At 35.4% G+C, this 16,908-nt stretch carries 17 protein-coding genes and 1 pseudogene; 3 read left to right on the top strand and 15 right to left on the bottom strand.

Features of this window, described 5'->3' with window-relative positions; genetic code table 11:
* Positions 1-100: 100 nt before the first annotated feature.
* From HGD76_RS17025 to serS, 10 genes and pseudogenes are all read right to left on the bottom strand, one after another.
* Positions 101-322 carry a type II toxin-antitoxin system HicB family antitoxin gene (locus HGD76_RS17025; RefSeq protein ID WP_148759970.1) on the bottom strand — a complete coding sequence of 74 codons (222 nt, stop codon included), beginning with the start codon at positions 320-322 and terminating at the stop codon, positions 101-103.
* 245 nt (positions 323-567) lie between these two features.
* A complete protein-coding gene (locus HGD76_RS17020; protein ID WP_168466228.1) occupies positions 568-735 on the bottom strand; it encodes a hypothetical protein in 168 nt (55 codons plus the stop codon).
* Positions 736-738: 3 nt separating this feature from the next.
* Positions 739-1,212, bottom strand: a complete 474-nt coding sequence (locus HGD76_RS17015) for a type II toxin-antitoxin system VapC family toxin (protein ID WP_148759972.1) — start codon at positions 1,210-1,212, stop codon at positions 739-741.
* 255 nt (positions 1,213-1,467) lie between these two features.
* Positions 1,468-1,869 carry a type II toxin-antitoxin system tRNA(fMet)-specific endonuclease VapC gene (gene vapC / locus HGD76_RS17010; RefSeq protein WP_168696492.1) on the bottom strand — a complete coding sequence of 134 codons (402 nt, stop codon included), beginning with the start codon at positions 1,867-1,869 and terminating at the stop codon, positions 1,468-1,470.
* On the bottom strand, positions 1,870-2,097 hold the full coding sequence (locus HGD76_RS17005; protein ID WP_168696491.1) for an antitoxin: 228 nt from the start codon (positions 2,095-2,097) through the stop codon (positions 1,870-1,872).
* A gap of 22 nt (positions 2,098-2,119) precedes the next feature.
* Positions 2,120-2,440 (bottom strand): annotated as a pseudogene (locus HGD76_RS17000) (type II toxin-antitoxin system VapC family toxin); the annotation flags it as partial.
* A 191-nt stretch (positions 2,441-2,631) separates the two neighbouring features.
* Positions 2,632-2,874 (bottom strand): hypothetical protein, encoded by a 243-nt coding sequence (locus tag HGD76_RS16995; RefSeq protein ID WP_168507117.1) that lies wholly within the window; start codon positions 2,872-2,874, stop codon positions 2,632-2,634.
* Between the two features lie 440 nt (positions 2,875-3,314).
* Positions 3,315-3,803, bottom strand: a complete 489-nt coding sequence (locus tag HGD76_RS16990; RefSeq protein ID WP_267904377.1) for an ASCH domain-containing protein — start codon at positions 3,801-3,803, stop codon at positions 3,315-3,317.
* Between the two features lie 11 nt (positions 3,804-3,814).
* Positions 3,815-5,947: a GNAT family N-acetyltransferase gene (locus HGD76_RS16985; RefSeq protein WP_168696489.1), complete on the bottom strand. Its 2,133-nt coding sequence runs from the start codon at positions 5,945-5,947 to the stop codon at positions 3,815-3,817.
* 85 nt (positions 5,948-6,032) lie between these two features.
* On the bottom strand, positions 6,033-7,313 hold the full coding sequence (serS, locus tag HGD76_RS16980) for a serine--tRNA ligase (protein ID WP_168696488.1): 1,281 nt from the start codon (positions 7,311-7,313) through the stop codon (positions 6,033-6,035).
* A gap of 437 nt (positions 7,314-7,750) precedes the next feature.
* Here serS and HGD76_RS16975 point away from each other — a divergent pair, with 437 nt between their 5' ends.
* Positions 7,751-8,332: a Uma2 family endonuclease gene (locus tag HGD76_RS16975; protein WP_407644816.1), complete on the top strand. Its 582-nt coding sequence runs from the start codon at positions 7,751-7,753 to the stop codon at positions 8,330-8,332.
* Between the two features lie 20 nt (positions 8,333-8,352).
* Here HGD76_RS16975 and HGD76_RS16970 read toward each other — a convergent pair whose 3' ends face one another.
* A complete protein-coding gene (locus HGD76_RS16970; RefSeq protein WP_168696486.1) occupies positions 8,353-8,925 on the bottom strand; it encodes a DUF3611 family protein in 573 nt (190 codons plus the stop codon).
* Positions 8,926-9,047: 122 nt separating this feature from the next.
* Between HGD76_RS16970 and HGD76_RS16965 the strand changes: the two genes are divergently transcribed.
* A complete protein-coding gene (locus HGD76_RS16965) occupies positions 9,048-9,581 on the top strand; it encodes a cofactor assembly of complex C subunit B (protein ID WP_168696485.1) in 534 nt (177 codons plus the stop codon).
* A gap of 460 nt (positions 9,582-10,041) precedes the next feature.
* On the opposite strand, the gene HGD76_RS16960 is transcribed toward HGD76_RS16965, so the two are convergent.
* Positions 10,042-10,371, bottom strand: a complete 330-nt coding sequence (locus HGD76_RS16960; RefSeq protein ID WP_015080139.1) for a DUF3155 domain-containing protein — start codon at positions 10,369-10,371, stop codon at positions 10,042-10,044.
* A gap of 362 nt (positions 10,372-10,733) precedes the next feature.
* On the opposite strand from HGD76_RS16960, the gene HGD76_RS16955 reads away from it, so the two are divergent.
* A complete protein-coding gene (locus HGD76_RS16955) occupies positions 10,734-12,089 on the top strand; it encodes a sensor histidine kinase (RefSeq protein WP_168653750.1) in 1,356 nt (451 codons plus the stop codon).
* 460 nt (positions 12,090-12,549) lie between these two features.
* Here HGD76_RS16955 and HGD76_RS16950 read toward each other — a convergent pair whose 3' ends face one another.
* From HGD76_RS16950 to HGD76_RS16940, 3 genes are all read right to left on the bottom strand, one after another.
* The gene (locus HGD76_RS16950) at positions 12,550-13,233 is read right to left on the bottom strand and encodes a conjugal transfer protein TrbI (protein WP_168696484.1); all 684 of its coding nucleotides are present in this window, start codon (positions 13,231-13,233) and stop codon (positions 12,550-12,552) included.
* A gap of 389 nt (positions 13,234-13,622) precedes the next feature.
* The gene (locus HGD76_RS16945; RefSeq protein WP_168696483.1) at positions 13,623-15,344 is read right to left on the bottom strand and encodes a restriction endonuclease subunit S; all 1,722 of its coding nucleotides are present in this window, start codon (positions 15,342-15,344) and stop codon (positions 13,623-13,625) included.
* Positions 15,341-16,789 (bottom strand): type I restriction-modification system subunit M, encoded by a 1,449-nt coding sequence (locus tag HGD76_RS16940; protein ID WP_168696482.1) that lies wholly within the window; start codon positions 16,787-16,789, stop codon positions 15,341-15,343. The genes HGD76_RS16945 and HGD76_RS16940 overlap by 4 nt, the downstream gene beginning before the upstream one ends.
* Positions 16,790-16,908 lie beyond the last annotated feature (119 nt).

The following is a 16,908-nucleotide window of genomic DNA, read 5'->3' as shown; positions in this document are numbered from 1 at the left end:
CTATATTTTCAGCAATTGCGCTAATTCAAATATTCCAGAATATCAAACTCAAATACAATCCTGTTAATCCTTTAATCGGTGGAAATCCTGATTCTAAAATTTATACGCTACTTAGGGCTTTCACCTTTGCAATAGCACCTTCAATATCTGGCAATTTTTGACCATGTTTTTCGGCTGTTTCTAACCACAAGTTTCGCACAATTATCAATTCTTGTAAGGTTTCTTCTAAAGTTTCACCCTGTGCTAAACATCCTTTTAATGCGGGAATTTCTGCTACAAAACCGCCTTCTTCACAAGGATAAACAACTATGGGATAATTCATGATTACTCTCCTTCTATTAATTCTAATACTCGTTTAACATAAACTGATTTTACCCGATTATTATGAACTGGAATTACTTAGAAATTGCGCTAATTTAAATATTCCACAATATCAATATCAAATACAATCCTGTTAATCTTTTAATCGGTGGATATCCTGATATGGCTTGCGCCACGCTACGCTATCAGACAGTTAAATATTAATAGAAAAAGGTGCATCATCTTGTATTAATGCACCATACAAAATTAGCGTGAGAGAACTACTTTCTTCAATGGAAGAGAAATAATCTTTCTTCCACTTGTTGCTTGTTGTTTTCTTAAATCAGCACAAATAGCAGCCAAATCATAATTAAATGACTTAGCTTGTTCATCTCTTATTTTGCGAATTTCTGCCAAAACTTCATCATTCCACATAAATTATTCTCCTAACATTTCATAAGGTGTACATATTGTTGGCAATTCATACCCTAAACTATCAGCAATCTGTGAGAGTTTTTTCTGAATATAGGGGTTAGCAATGTGCTTACAATTCCATGTTAACAGATAATCCAATCCATAGACGGTAGCTGTAGCAATGTGAACAGTATCATAAGCAGCACTGGGTGGTAAATTACTTTGTTTTTGGAATTCCTGTGCTAAATTTTGTACTGATTCTGTGATATCAAGTAAAGGAAAGTTATTTAAAACTTCTAGTCTTTTATTCACCATTTCTGCATCACCTTTTGCTACTTCTTGCAATACCAGTGGAGAAATGTAAATAGTAAAGGAGTTTCGCTGATTATCCCACCAGTCTCTTGTTAATTCTGCATTAGCAGCAACTATCAAATTTTTACTAGGTCTTGCTGTTAAATAACCAATAATACTTGTTTCTATGTATATTGTTTTGGTCATATTATTCCAATGCGATTACTTTGTTAAATTTACTATACTGTATCCTGTTAATCCTTTTTGTCTGAATCAGGATGCACAGGATTTGAGGATGTACAGGATATTTTTTTAATATTCATCTACATTTTCTGAAATGGCGCTAATTCAAATATTCCAGAATATCAATATCAAATATAATCCTGTTAATCCTTTAATCCTGGTTATCCTAATTCTGACAGTTAAATATTAATAAAAAACGGTGCATTACATTTCATTAACTTACTCTGCCCAATTTTCTAATAATAGATTAGGAATGCGAGAAAATTCGCGGATATTGTTAGTAACGAGAGTAATATCTAAGCTCATTGAATGAGCAGCAATTAACATATCCATGGGTCCAATAACAAGCCCTTTACTTTCTAAATCACTTCTCATATATCCATAAATTACTGCTGCATCTTGACTAAATTCAATAATTTCTAAAGGAAGTAAAAACTGCATAAGGGCATTTTTATTTTTCTCTTGTTGCTGACTTTTATAAACACCATATTCTAATTCAGCAACGGTAATGGAAGAAATGCCAATATCAGAAATTGACAAAGTTTGAAATCGCGCTATAACTTTTTCTGGCTTTTGCTTAATCAGATAAATACAGATGTTGGTATCGAGAAGATATTGCATTTAAAACTCCTCTCTTTTATCAATAGGAAGTTGATCTCTAGTCATCATAAAATCATCGGAAAATTGATTTAAACTATCAATTAGAGTTTGCCAAGGATTATCTTTACTAATAAGAATAATGGCATTACCAATTTTTTTGATATAAACTTCTGTACCTGTCATTTTAAAATCTGGTGGTAATATCACTGTTTGATGAGTACCATCACTGCTAAGTTTGGCTGTATTCATGGTTATTTCCTCTCATTAATGCCTAACGCACTACTCTAACTTCAACTCCCACATTAATACTACCCCATAACCGATCAGTTGTTAGAACAGGCTGATTAAGAATAATACCTAATGCTAAACAAGCCCTATCACCAAATGAAAGCCCGATTGATTTAGTATTTGGGCGCAACATTCCCGCTTTTAATGCTTGTTCTTCATTAAAATCAATAACTTCAAGATTGAGATTAGAAAGAATCTGTCTAATATCTTCTTCCGGGATTCCTGCATCTGCTAATTTTGCTATAACTTCAGATAAATTCACCGTACTAATGGCAGCTTTACCGATAAATCTTAAAACTTCTTCGCTACCAGTTTCTTGATTGAGTCAGGGCAAACGCACCTAAATTCTGTAATCCATGCCCAGCAAGGGTTTCAACCTTTAGTTACAAAAATTAACAATCGTCAAAACCTTTGTCCAGTAAGCATTCTAAAAATAAGATGCGCTTGCCCTGTTGATTGAGTAAAGCTAAAATAGCAGAAGCATCTACAACAACTTCACTCATTTAAACTTTCCTCTTTTCGTTCCTGAATTAATTCTTCAGACAGTTTTCTACTAGCAGGAATATATTTTCTAAAAATAGCCTGAGCATTTTTCACAGAAGTTTGAACATGATGAGTAATTGGGCTATCTTCTAATACAAGAACAGCATTATATTCTCCCATCGGTATATCTACAGGAGAATTGACTAATAATTTGCCATCATTTGTTATAGTTACTTTTATGTCTAGTGTTTTCATAGTTTACTCAATTAGTTAATGATCATGTTAATTATACCAAATTTGTCAGAATCAGGATGTCCAGGATTTGAGGATGTATAGGATGTTTTTTTAATATTCATCTATATTTTCATAAATTGTATTTTGTCAGAATCAGGATACTCAGGATTTGAGGATGTACAGGATGTTTTTTAATATTCATCTATATTTTCATAAATTGCATTTTGTCTGAATCAGGATGCACAAGATTTGAGGATGTAGAGGATGTTTTTTTAATATTAATCTACATCCTCAGAAATTGCGGTAATTCAAATATTCCAGAATATCAATATCAAATATTATCCTGTTAATCCTTTAATCCTGGATATCCTGATTCAGGCAGTTAAATATTAATAAAAAAACGGTGCGTTACATTTCATTAACGCACCCTACGAGATGAGCGATGACAATAATATTAGTTTTTAAGATAATAATTCAGTTTGATAAATTTTAAATTTTTCAGATAATCCTAAAATATCACATTTTGCCATAGTTTTAACGAGATTTATTTCCATTTCTTTTAAATAATAATAACATTGTGGTGGTCGAAAATCTGACCATTCTTCTCTTAATTCTTCTAAAGTAATTGGCGTATCAAAACTGAATGGTTTTTTAAAGAAAATAGCAAAAGCATTTGGTGAATTTTCATAATATTTTTGAAAAGTTTCATAGTTAATACCAGCTTTATCTTTGACAATTCTCCAAAGTTTATTTGGAGACATTTCTACAACTTTCTCTACTTCCAGAACTCCCAACAATGCTTTTTCAGGAGATGTAGCATAAACAAGAATTAGATCACCTTCATTTAGATGCCGAGGTCTAACACGACGCAATTCGACCCGTTTATTACCATCAAATATCATGTTTGTATATTTATGGTGTATAGATAATAGAAGTACATTTGGAGACATAAGACTCATGTTTATATAGGCATTTGTTTTCCTACATTATATAACATTTTAAACTCTTCTGATTTTATTTTTGAAGATGATTGAACTGAAATTCTCCGTCCCAAAATTTTATTAATATCTGCCAACTTTATTGGATTTGTAAATAACTCAGTATCGCTAAATTTAACAGCCATAATATTTTTATCTAAATCATTTTTAGCAGTTTCCATAATATCTTGAAAACTATATACTCCAAGTCTTCTAAAACGTTTATGCAACTCTTTAGGCTTGCCAATTACAATTTCATCAATGTGAGAACAAGCGCGAATAGCTCCAACAATATGAGAACTGTTTTTACCAGTACGAGATTTACTGACATACCATAAAATTCTCCCGGGAGCTTGCATTGCCCTTTTTGCACAGTAGTAAACAACTTCACGTTTCAGAGCAATTTCTTCTTTTGCCCCCCATAAAATTTCACTTGCTAATTCTTTATCAAATAAATCTTTAGCCCACCATAATTGAATGGGAATAATAAAGGTAGGAATGTCAGCATTAGTAATTTTGGCTGGATAAAGCATTCTCTCAATATCTGCCATAATCTCTGGATTATGAAGCAAATCTTGATTTGCTAAAACATTTACTATTGGTAGATATTGTTCATATCCTTTACCAGATTCTTTGCACAAATTATCAAGGTAATAGGAAACATCTGCTGCGTTCTGTGAAATCGCTAAGTTAGCTCTTAACCATCCATCTTCAATCTTGAAAAATCTATCTTCTAGAAGTGAGTTTATGGTTTCATCATTCAAGAAATTTTCAGTAATTCTAGTAAATTGTCTATTTTCACTAGCAGATATTGAAAAACATTGAAAAATACAACGACGCAATATAGTTGGAGTTATATTACTATTTCTAAAGCGAAATATAGGAATTTTTAATTCTTCATTCTCTGTTCTATCATAAACTATCAAAGCAATTGGTGCTAATAATTTTTTACCGACTGTAAAACATTTGAATTGTTTTGTATCTGAGAGAAAATAGCGGATTTTTTTACTAAAATCAGTTTTTCTTTCACCTTGAGAATAGTCCAAAAATAGATCAACTATTGATTCTAATTCTCCACTTTGAACACGAGTTTCTTCTATATCAGTTCCTACTAACCGTTGTGGTTGATACTCTATTTCTCTGCGTAATTCATCCAGCTTAATAATAAAATTTATAGGGTCAATAATAATCAGATTAAATTCTTGATAAATTTCTTCCTCAATTTCTTCTAGTAACCGCTTATCTCTTGTTATAAAATAAGGAGTATTTATCTGAGAAGTAATAACTCTAGCAATTTGACGCATATCAGAAGCATCGCTAGGTTTCATATTTTCAGGAAAGAATCTCCGTAGACGCTGACAAATATTATCAAATTCTTCTTGAATACAGGGTAGTAATGTAAAGTGACTTATTGCTGTACGTAATTTTTCTCTTTTCTTACCATCTGGATTTCTATTTATTTCATTATTTATTTCATCAGTTAAACATAGTTCTATTTCTGAATCTAACCAATCAGCAATTAAAACTCTAGATTCATTGCTTTCTTCATCAATTTTTTCATTTTCCACTAAATCAAAGAAAATATTGGCATCTATAGCTACACATAGCTTAGAGTCAGTTATTTGATAAGTAAGATTAGTTAATAAATTGTCATGTCCATAATCTAACCACCATTGAGTTAATATACTACCTTTTTTACTTTTACCTGGTTTTTCATTCCGAGCTACAAATCCCAGTGCTGACCACATACCATCTAAGTTGTAGTCTCTTCTACAGCTTAACAGAATGCCATTAAGATGCTTAGTTTTAATTTTTAACTCATCAATCAATAATTTTGCTATTCCTCTGTTTCGCCAATTTGTATCAACACAAAGATGTGTTATTCTAACTCGACAATGACGACGATTAATACCATATAAAAGATATCCAACACAACCTATGTCTGAAGCAATACATCCTAAAATACGATTTTCTTTAGCTAGATCATGGAAAGCTCCGAATGGCAAAAAACCAAGAGTTTTTGCATTTGTATTTCCTAAATTAATTATAGTTTCTAGATATTCAGAATCTACACTTATTTCCTCTACTCTGAATTTAATAGAATGTTGTTCATTCATAGAATTTCATTTACTCCATATGTATGTGTTATTCAAAACCCTTGTAGAGACGCACCCCCAAAAACGCCTCTACAAAACCCCTAAATCACAAAACCTCCCTACCCAAATAAACCTGCAAAACCTCCGGTACTTTAATCGTCCCGTCAGCTTGCTGATAATTCTCCAAAATCGCCGCCATAGTCCTTCCCACAGCCAAACCAGAACCATTTAAAGTATGCACAAACTGCGTCCCCTTCTTACCAGCATCCTTAAATCGAATATCCGCCCTTCTCGCTTGAAAATCAACACAATTAGAACAACTAGAAATCTCTCGATACTTCCCAGCAGAAGGCAACCACACCTCTAAATCATAGGTTTTCGTTGCCGAAAAACCTAAATCAGCAGTACATAAATTAATCACCCGATAAGGCAATTTTAAAGCCTGTAAAATACTCTCTGCACTGACTAGCAACGTCTCCAATTCATCAAAAGAACTTTCCGGTTTTACTAACTTCACCAACTCAACTTTATTGAATTGATGTAACCGAATTAAACCCCGCATATCCCGTCCATAACTTCCCGCCTCCCGCCGAAAACATGGCGTATATGCAGTATGATAAATTGGTAATTCTTCCCCGTTGATAATGTCCCCCCGATACAAATTAGTTACCGGAACTTCCGCAGTAGGAATTAACCATAAATCATCTTCTGCACATTTAAAACTGTCCTCTGCAAACTTAGGTAATTGTCCAGTTCCCGTTAAAGAATCAGTATTTACTAACAACGGTGGACTAACTTCAATATAGCCATTTTCAATATGTTTAGAAAGCATAAACTGAATTAATGCTCTTTCTAAACCTGCACCCGCACCTATCAAACTCACAAACCGAGTTTGGGCAATTTTTACCGCTCTTTCAAAGTTCAAAATTCCCAACTTTTCGCCAATTTCCCAATGTGGTATAATATTCGGATTTTCGGGTTTATATTCATCTCCCCATGTTTTCACTTCTTGGTTATCATCTTCACTTTTACCAATGGGGGTAGAATCACTGGGTAAATTCGGAAGTGCTAAGAGTAATTGGTGAATTTGGGCTTTTAACTCCTTTTCCTGGGGTTCTAATGAGCTTAATGTGATTTTGAGGCTGTTTCCTTCATCCTTTAAAGCCAGAATTTCTGCATCTTGAGGATTAACACCAGATTTTACCTTGTGTCCCACCAGTTTACCAATTTCATTACTCCGGGCTTGGAGTTCATTGCGTTTAACTTCCAATTCCCGTTGTTGTTGACTCAAATCTAAGATAGGCTGGATCTCGTATTTACCACTACGAGTATTCAACTTTTCTTGTACTAATTGGGGATTTTCTCTAATTTGTTTAATATCCAGCATTGGTGAATTTCGTTAAGTTTTGTCAATTATACTTGATTGAGATGATTAATCGTAGGGGTTTAACAATGCTCATAGGTGTCAACTTAAGCTACAAATAGCTTATTTGTTTAGCTTCCAAACCCGCCCGGAACTTAAGTTCCGGTCTAATAGCCAAAGTAAACTAAAGTTTACTAAAAAATTTTCGGGTTATTTAGTCATCTTTAGATGACTTTTGCTATGAGACTGGGAATTCATTCCCAGGCGGGCTATGGGTTTTACGTTAAGTTGACACCTATGAACAATGCTAAACCCTATATACTAATATCACATTTCTTATCTGCGTTTATCTGCGTTTATCTGCGTTTGATTATGATCAGTGGTAAAATTACCAAATATGGTTGATAATTAGTTCAGATACTCTTCTCCATTACCTAAGCGTTAAGGAGTTTTCAGAAATGATGACAACTCAATCAGTTATTTTAAATATCAAAAATGTAGAGTTAAGTGATGATCAATTTTATCAACTATGTCAAATCAATGAAGATTGGAAACTTGAACAAACAGCTAAAGGAGAATTAATAATTATGCCTCCAGTTGGTGCAATTAGTGGTAATAGAGAGTCAGAATTTAATGCAGATGTTGTGATTTGGAATCGTCAAAGCAAACTGGGAAAAGTATTTAGTTCTTCTACTGTTTTTACTCTACCTAATGGTGGTAAACGTTCTCCTGATGTGGCTTGGATAGCTAATGAACGTTGGGAATCTTTAACCATTCAAGAAAAAGAAAAATTTGCTAAAATTTGTCCTGATTTTGTCATAGAATTGCGTTCTCGTACAGATTCTTTAAGTCAATTACAGGAGAAAATGCAGGAATATCTTAATAGTGGTTTACGTTTAGGTTGGTTAATTGATCCTCAAAATCAACAAGTAGAAATTTACCGTCAAAATCAATCTGTAGAAATAGTATCATTACCGACAAGTTTATCGGGAGAAAATGTTTTACCAGGATTTATTTTAGAACTACCTGTTTTCAAAGATTAGGATATTACAACCACTGTCAATTATGGTTTATTAATCCGATTCATTAACCACAAAGATGCTAATAAACCTGCAAAGTGCGCTGATACAGTATTTGTATTTGCCTGGACTATGAGCATATCCAAACCGCTAATAATCCGAGTTGGGTCAAATAATTGAGTAGTTGCGGCTTGAGGAGATATTGACCTAGCTACCAATGTACCAACAATCGCCTGCGCTCCCAACAGGGTGACTAATATGCCGCCTAAATTTATCCATAGTCCCAAACGTAATACTTGCACGGTTTCCGCCTTGCGGGGACGATTACTAGCATTAGGGGATTCTAGTTTTTTGCCAATTCTGGTGTAGCGATAAGCCAAGTAAATACCAACGCCCAACAGAATTATGCCACAAATTGCTAAAAATACACCAAAGCCTGTGCCTGGATTATTATTGGGGCTGTTGGCTTTTTGACTAAAAATGCCAAATAATAAGACAATTATTCCAGAGATGACACCTAATACCAACTGAATCCATAAACTAATCCAACCTGCTAGGCGAAATTGTTGGGCGATAGCCCGGATATTAGATGATGGTGTTTCGGAGTTTTGTGACATATAAAAATTAAAAATTAAAAGTTAAAAACAACTTCCGTTTGTTGTCTGTTAGCTGTTACCTGTTTCCAGAATAATTGATAATGGTTTAAGTCTACTGAAAATTTCCGACTTAAAAATTAGTTATGGATTTTACCGTTTTGCAATCTACTTTCCTGTTAACTTTCCTCTTATCAGTTGGTTTATTTTTCTTTATACGTGCTTCAACTAAAGACCGTACAGAAATGATGCGCTTGACTTCGGATCAGGACGAAAATACATTCATGACTTCATTAAAGGAGTATTTTCGCTCTCGTGCTTATCGAGTTTTAGCGGTAGACTCTGCCAAAAATCAAGTCACTTTTGAGGGATTTGTCAGCCCTAGCCGGTTTTTAGCGGTATTTTTGACTGTATTAGCTGCTGTGGGTTTAGGTTGTCTGGCGTTGGTTTTATCAATGCTTTTTCCCGATTTTGGGCAATTTTTTCTGGGAATAATCCTATTTTCGCCTTTAAGTGGGTTATTGTATTGGAAAAAATCTGGAAGACTTGAGAAGGTGTCACTCAAGATGGAAAATATCCTGAGTGGACAAGACTTCTCAAGTATAATTACTGTGACTGCCCATAGAGATGAACTGGCTGAGTTACAAAGGGCATTACAGCTAAAGACGCTGGACACTTGATTGATTTTTGGGGATAAAAACCAGCATTCTCCACATTCATGTAGGCTTCTGACTAAAATTTTGAGTAAATCAGCAGTAGGAAGGAAGGAAAAATTTTGCTTGTGCTGTTAATCTTCCTGATGCCTGAAATGTCATAAGGAAAAATTTAAATTGATGGACAGAGCTTGATAGTAGTCCAAATTAATGAGAGCATAAATAATTCATGCTTCATTTTTTGGATGACCTTGGCTCTGTCGCTATTCTCTTGGTGTATAAGCTGATAATAAACTGATTCATCTAACCAAATTTAGTTGATGAGGAATTAATTATGCCATGACTTGAGAGAATTCATTTAAACCCTACTGGCAAATTCAACAACAAAATTAAAAAAAGGAATTTTCGAATAACCTGGTCAAAATTACCAGTTAATTATTCACAGAGTCAGGAGTCACACTTACAAGATATGATGGTCATTTGTTGTTTAGTTACTGGCAACAGCAACAGCAACAGCAACAGGTTCTTGTGCTGTTGGTGATTCTAAAGTCCTAAGACTAGGGAACAAGAAATGATTCTCTTCTACGTACTGAGCGCCAAACAGACCTTTTTCCGCCCAGAAATAACGGTCTGTTGTATGTTCATTACGTTTTACTAGTAGCAGCGCGGGTGGCAAAATACCTTCAGCTTGAATAAATTTTCTTGCTGCTGTCACAGGTTTATCTTCGCCACTTTCAATGCTGTACTGAGGAATATGCTCAAGTATGCGCCGTCCTTCCTGCCTCCGACGACTCTTCCGCTTACGTCTCCGTGCCAACCTATTGTCCTCCTGTTTCAAGCTATAGACTGTAGTTATGGCTACAAAATCCGTCGTCATTATATAAGTTCTATCTCAAAAAATCAATAGTTTTTAATGTTTTGATACAACTGGGGAAAAAACAATTAAAAATCAAGAATTAAAAATTAAAAAATCGCTGCCTTTTCAGCCATTACTTGTTACCTCTTCCCCCATTACCAGATTAAACTAGATAGCTATAGGCCTTGATTGGGGGCTGGGGACTGGGGACTGGGTAATTTTCTTCTTCCTTGCTCGGTGACTCCTGACTCGGTGACTCCTGACTCGGTGACTCCTGACTCGGTGACTCCTAGATTCTTTCTTCCTCCTAGATTCCTGAACTCATGCTAATGTCTGCCAGTTCTGATTTCCTTGCTCTATGTCGAGAACAAATAGCCCTGCTAACCCAAGGAATGGGGGCATCTTTTACGGTAGTTTATTTAACACAGGAACTGGTAGAAAAGCCTATAAGTGAGGCGCGACTAATTCCGGTAATGGTGTATCCAGAGACTATAGCATTAAATTCTAGTAATGAATATGGTGAACCAGAGAATAGCTATTCTGTAAGGCTTGCTAATGTTTTAGCATTCCCAAATCAGCAACCGAGGTTATTAAAACCGACTTCTGTATCTTCTCATCCGTCGGTGGAATCGGAAACAACAGAAAAACAAAACTTACACGATGAACAGGATGAATACTTACTCAGTCATAACCAAATTGTTTTACCCCTGATTTATGAGGGTGTAATGATGGGCTTATTGGTGACTGCGAGGGACGATAGGGAATGGAATCAACGGGAAGAGGGGGAAATTGAACGCATTGCCAAAACTTTAGCGATCGCTTGCATTTTAGACCAACGCCGGGCTTGGTTGCAACACCAACTCCAGCAAGAACAAATTTTGCAAGAGAGACAACGGGATTTATTAGACAATCTTTTGCATCAGTTTCGTAACCCTTTAACTGCTATCCGCACCTTTGGTAAGTTACTATTTAAGCGAATGCGACCGGTTGATCCTAATCGGGAAGTAGCAACCAGTATAGTCAGGGAGAGCGATCGCTTGCAAGAACTATTGCAACAATTTGATCAGGTTATTGATTTAAATACAGCAGATTTAGCACCTCTACCTCTACCAGAATCAAAGGTTGTTATTAATGAAAATGTGCAAAAGCCAGTTAAACCTGCATTATTATTGCCAGGAACAGGAGAACAATTAACTGATTGTTGTCTAGCAGATTTATTAGCACCTTTATTAATATCGGCTCAAGCTATTTCCCAAGAAAGAAATTTACAATTAATTACGGAAATTTCCCACTATTTACCTTTAGTAAAAGTGAATGAAAAAGCATTAACAGAAGTGTTGAGTAATATTATAGATAATGCTTTGAAATATACTCCCCCCGGTGGAAAAATCTTAGTCCAATGTGGGCAACAAAAAGGAAATTTACAAGGTATTGCTATTAGTGATACAGGTCCTGGTATTCCTCCAGAAGATTTAGAACATCTTGGAGAAAGACATTATCGAGGTGTACAGGCAAAAACAGAAATACCCGGAACTGGTTTAGGAATTAGTATTGCTAAACAGCTAATAGCAGAAATGCAGGGAAGTATAGAGGTTTTTAGTCCGGCCATTCACTCAATTATCACATTACCGCATATCCCAGGAACTACATTTATAATTTGGCTACAGTCTGTTGATTAAGTGATAGAAGTTTTATATTTAATTGGATATATGCTTAGAGGATGTTTGAAAAGTTTTGAATGTATAGACTGACCCCTCTCCAAACCTCTCCCCTGCAAGGGGAGAGGCTTTAAAACCCCCCTTCCCTGCAAGGGAATGGGGGTAGGGGGGTTAGGTTTTTGGAGATTACGGGTTTGATATAATACTTTTCAAACAACCTCTTAGAGAATAAAAATAGTTTTTACATAAAAATAAAGCGACATTGCCCCATAATTCAGGGAAACAATCGCTTTATTCGTATTATAAAATTCACAACTTCAAAACTATTAAGTAGGTGAACGGAAAAAAACCGTAGACGCGAAGCGGCTTCTCGAAGAGTAATATGTAACGAAAAGTAAAATCGGCCAAACCCTCTTCACTCTTGCCTCTTGCCTCTTGCCTAGTGCCATAACGACGATTTTCAATGCTAACCTACTTAACTCTATTGACGAGTGATCACCAAATTTGAAGTCAGGGTAATAGCTAGATCTTGTTCTGGTCTGAGGACAAAAACATCAGCTTTTGGTTTCCGTAATAGGATACTAGCTAAAGCACCCGCTGCTGCACCACCTACAGGCTCTAAAACTTCAATTTTCTTGTTACCTGTAATTAGGGAAATCACACTAGCTGCACCGGCACCAATAGCAGCATCAGTTAATATTTGTCCAGTGCTTGATCCCTTGGTAATTGTTTCTGTTTTGGTTATAGTTCGGGAATTAGCAAAAATCTGTTGTCGTTGTCCAGAAGGAAATACTAATTCTCTGGCTACAAAACGAACACCTTGCTGATTATTCCCAGAAGATCGAGTATTTAATATTACTGGTTGTAATTCACCAATCACTTCAGTATTGGCAGGAATTAAAATATTTCTGTTGCTATCAGTAACATTGTCAGCTATTTTCAGAGTTAGGGCTAATGTTTCACCCGGTTTGACAATAACTTTTTCCTTGTCGTAGGTAACAGGTAAAGTTACGTTAGCGGGAATACTAATTGTCCGCGATTGATTGAGATTGTATCCTTGTGCCAGAACAGGACTAAAAGATAATAACGGGGTAGCTGCACCAGTGGTAATGGCTATGGCCATGAGTGCAGCGGTGCGAGATTGCCAACGGGTAGAACGACTCATGATAAGATTGCCCATAATATGTGATATGTATGGTGACGTGGGTTGGCTAGGATAGTTTCTGGAGAATTGTTAATTAAGCATAAGCGCTGCTTACTTACGTTTTCTTTTTTTAATTGGTTTTTAGAGCTAATCGTTGAGGAAGTTGTAAAAATAATTTACCTTCTGCATCAACTTTTGATTTAAGTTTTATTTGCATATCATTAACTCCTTAATATCTTTCATTATTATATTACTAATTTTCAGAAAATAATGCTTCTACCGCCACCCTTATGGAATAAAATATTAATTTAATTTTCGTAGGTTGGGTAGAACGAAGACCAAACCCAACAAAATCCCCCAAATGTTGGGTTATGGCTTCGCCACACTTCGTGAACCTACCTCAACCCAACCTACACCATTAATAATTGTTTAACAGCAGCGTTGATGATTTTTTCGCTCTCTGTTTGAGTTTGTGTTAGTTTGCTTTCTAGTTCATCACATAGTTTCATTAATTTATCTACTTTGGAAACTATGCGTTTTTGTTCTTGATATGGTGGAAGTGAAACTATAAATTTTCTAATTAGTCCTAGATTTAAATTACCTTGTGAAACTCCTTTTCCATAAGTATTTATGGAAGACTTATGAGTTCCGCTAGGTGAGTTAAGCCAAATTGTAAGGTAGTAAGGATCTATAAAGTTTTTAACTGGTCGAATTAGTGCTACGCTTACATAAATAGCAAAGTCAAGCTTTTGATCAATAACAGCACCTTCTCCAATTCCTGCACCAACTCGCGTTAGTAAAATATCCTCAAATTCAGGTTTACGACTTTTGATATAACCCTGATAATCAGCTTCGGATACAAATCTATGAACCTCTGGCATAAAACGGAATGGTTTAACATTTTGGGCAGATAGAAAAATTCTACCTGTATCTGTATAATTTGGGGTTTGGTGCGTTCCGTCTGTAATCAGTTCACAAATATCTGTTAACCTCGACCAAGCCCATTGTTGAGGAATATTATATTCTAATTCATCCGCTATAATTTCAGTTAATGATTTCTCTTTCTTAACCTTCCCTTCCTTAATTAACCGTTCCTTTTCCTTCTTAATTCTCTCCAACAAAACCGCCGCAGGTTCATCATTTGCATTTTGCGGAACTAGCTTACCCATAACAGCCAGTTGGAGAATAGCTTGACGCAATTTACCAATATTTTCTGGCGCACTGTAGAGAAGGTCAAAATTATCGCCAATGCGTTGCCAATTTTTGGTGAAAGTCTCTGGTGTGTCAGCAGTGAGGAGTTTGTTTAAAGCTGCATTATTTATTAATATGCGGGTTTCTTGTTTCTTTTTTTGACGTGCTTCTAATTCGTCGCACAGTTTCATTAATTCATCTACTTTTGTAACTATGCGTTTTTGTTCATTGAGTGGGGGTATGGGAATAATAGCATCAGCAATGCGTTTGATTGCTAATTTTGGTTGTGCCTGTTGATTGGTCTTATCTTTGAATTGCTGTTGAACTATATTAGAACTAAGTACCAGAAGAAAATATTTTTTATTTAACCCTTGAAATACAATTTTCGCTGCATTTTCTGTTAAATTCATTTTATTGAAAAATTCAGGAACTTCTCCTACTTGTCCAATAGTTCCTGCTATAGTAATATATAAATCATCGCGCTCAATAATATATTTTTTTATTGGCTGATACACATTATCATCTATATATTTTAGTCCATTATCTATAATAGTTCCATTCTTCATATTAGTTACTTGGATATAAATATGTGAAGTAGGCTGAATTGAAAATGATGATCCTTTAGGTAATCGTTTACCACCCTGTATTAAAGCTATTTCACCTATGCGTATCCATTCCCATTTTTTAGGTATTTTATATGTAATTTCATCTGGTGTAATTTTCGGTAAAGGCTTTGATTGTTTATTATTTCCATCTTTAACTAACCGTTCCTTCTCTTTCTTAATTCTCTCCAACAAAACCGCCGCAGGTTCATCATTTGCATCTTGGGTCACTAACTTACCTCTCACAGCTAAATCTAAAATCAATTCCCGTAACTTCTGCACACCATTAGGGGCTTCAGCCAACAAATCAAAATGTTTAAAAAACGTTTCTAACTTCATACAAATTCACCCCCTAAAGCCGTCATCAATTCCCGTTTTAAACTATTGCGAGTATCACCCAAATCATCTAAAAGACTTGCATATTCTTCCAACATTTCCTCCACATCTCGATGTTCAAAATCAACCGTGTGCGGATTTTTAATATCTAAATTATAGCCATTATCCTTAATCACCTGAATAGGAACTTTCCAAGCAAATTCAGATTCTATTCTATTGTCCCACCAAGCCTTCTCCGGTGCAAATTCTTCAATCCTAATGGGCTTAGTTTTCGAGTAGGACTTATAACCCGGTGGATAGGGGTGTTCATAATACCAAATCTCTTGAGTAGGTTGACCTTTAGTAAAGAATAATAAATTAGTTTTAATGCCAGTATAAGGACTAAAAACCCCATTCGGTAAACGAACAATAGTATGTAAATTACATTCCTCCAACAACTTTTCTTTAATGCGGGTTTTCACACCTTCACCAAATAAAGTTCCATCTGGTAAAACAATACCACCCCGTCCCCCATCTTGTAATAAATGACTAATCAATAATAAAAATAAATCAGCCGTTTCTTTAGTACGGAAAGTAGCCGGAAAACCAGACTCAATTCCATCTTCTTCCATACCACCAAAAGGCGGATTAGTAATAATTACATTTACCCTATCACTGGGTTTATAATCTCGCAAAGGTCGAGATAAAGTATTATCATGACTTATCGCTGGAACTTCCACACCATGCAATAACATATTCGTCATACACAATAAATGAGGTAGGGGTTTTTTCTCCACACCTCTAATTAACTTATGTAATTTTTCGCTATCATCTGAAGTCTTTACATATTTATTTTTAATATGTTCTAAAGCACAAGTTAAAAATCCTCCCGTACCGCAAGCCGGATCTAAAATTCTTTCTCCCAATTTAGGGTCAATCATATCCACCATAAACTGAGTTACAGCACGGGGAGTGTAATATTCTCCAGCATTACCCGCGCTTTGTAAATCACGAAGTATTTGTTCATAAATATCGCCAAATAAATGCCTATCTTGGGAACTATTAAAATCAATTTCATTTAATTTATTAATTACTTGCCGGATAAGAGTGCCATTTTTCATATAATTATAGGCATCCTCAAATACCGCCTTAATAACAAACCCGCGAGGGTTTTTATCTTGATAGGTATTCGCGTCTTTTAGAGTTTTGAATAAAACATTATCCACAAAATCAAGTAAAGTATCCCCCGTCATTCCTTCCGAGTCTGTAGCCCAATTCCGCCACCTTAAAGCCTCTGGAATGGGAGAATGGTAATCATCATCTAACAGTTCATATTCTTCTTCTCTGTCGTCAAAAATCTTGAGAAAAATCATCCATACTAATTGACTAATGCGTTGGGCATCACCATCCACACCCGCATCTTTACGCATGATGTCTTGAATAGTTTTAATTGTGGTACTGATTGACATTTGTTGATAGAGATAGAGTTATGCACTATTGGCTATTATGCCAGATACTTGAGTCAGCCAGTCAGCCAGCCGGGGAATAAATTCCCCGTCTCAAAGCTAAAGTCGGTTAAAACCGACTA

Source organism: Dolichospermum flos-aquae CCAP 1403/13F (genome assembly GCF_012516395.1).
Taxonomy (GTDB): Bacteria; Cyanobacteriota; Cyanobacteriia; order Cyanobacteriales; family Nostocaceae; genus Dolichospermum; species Dolichospermum lemmermannii.
The sequence above is the reverse complement of the archived record's forward strand: the minus strand, read 5'-3'. Positions and strand labels throughout refer to the sequence as shown.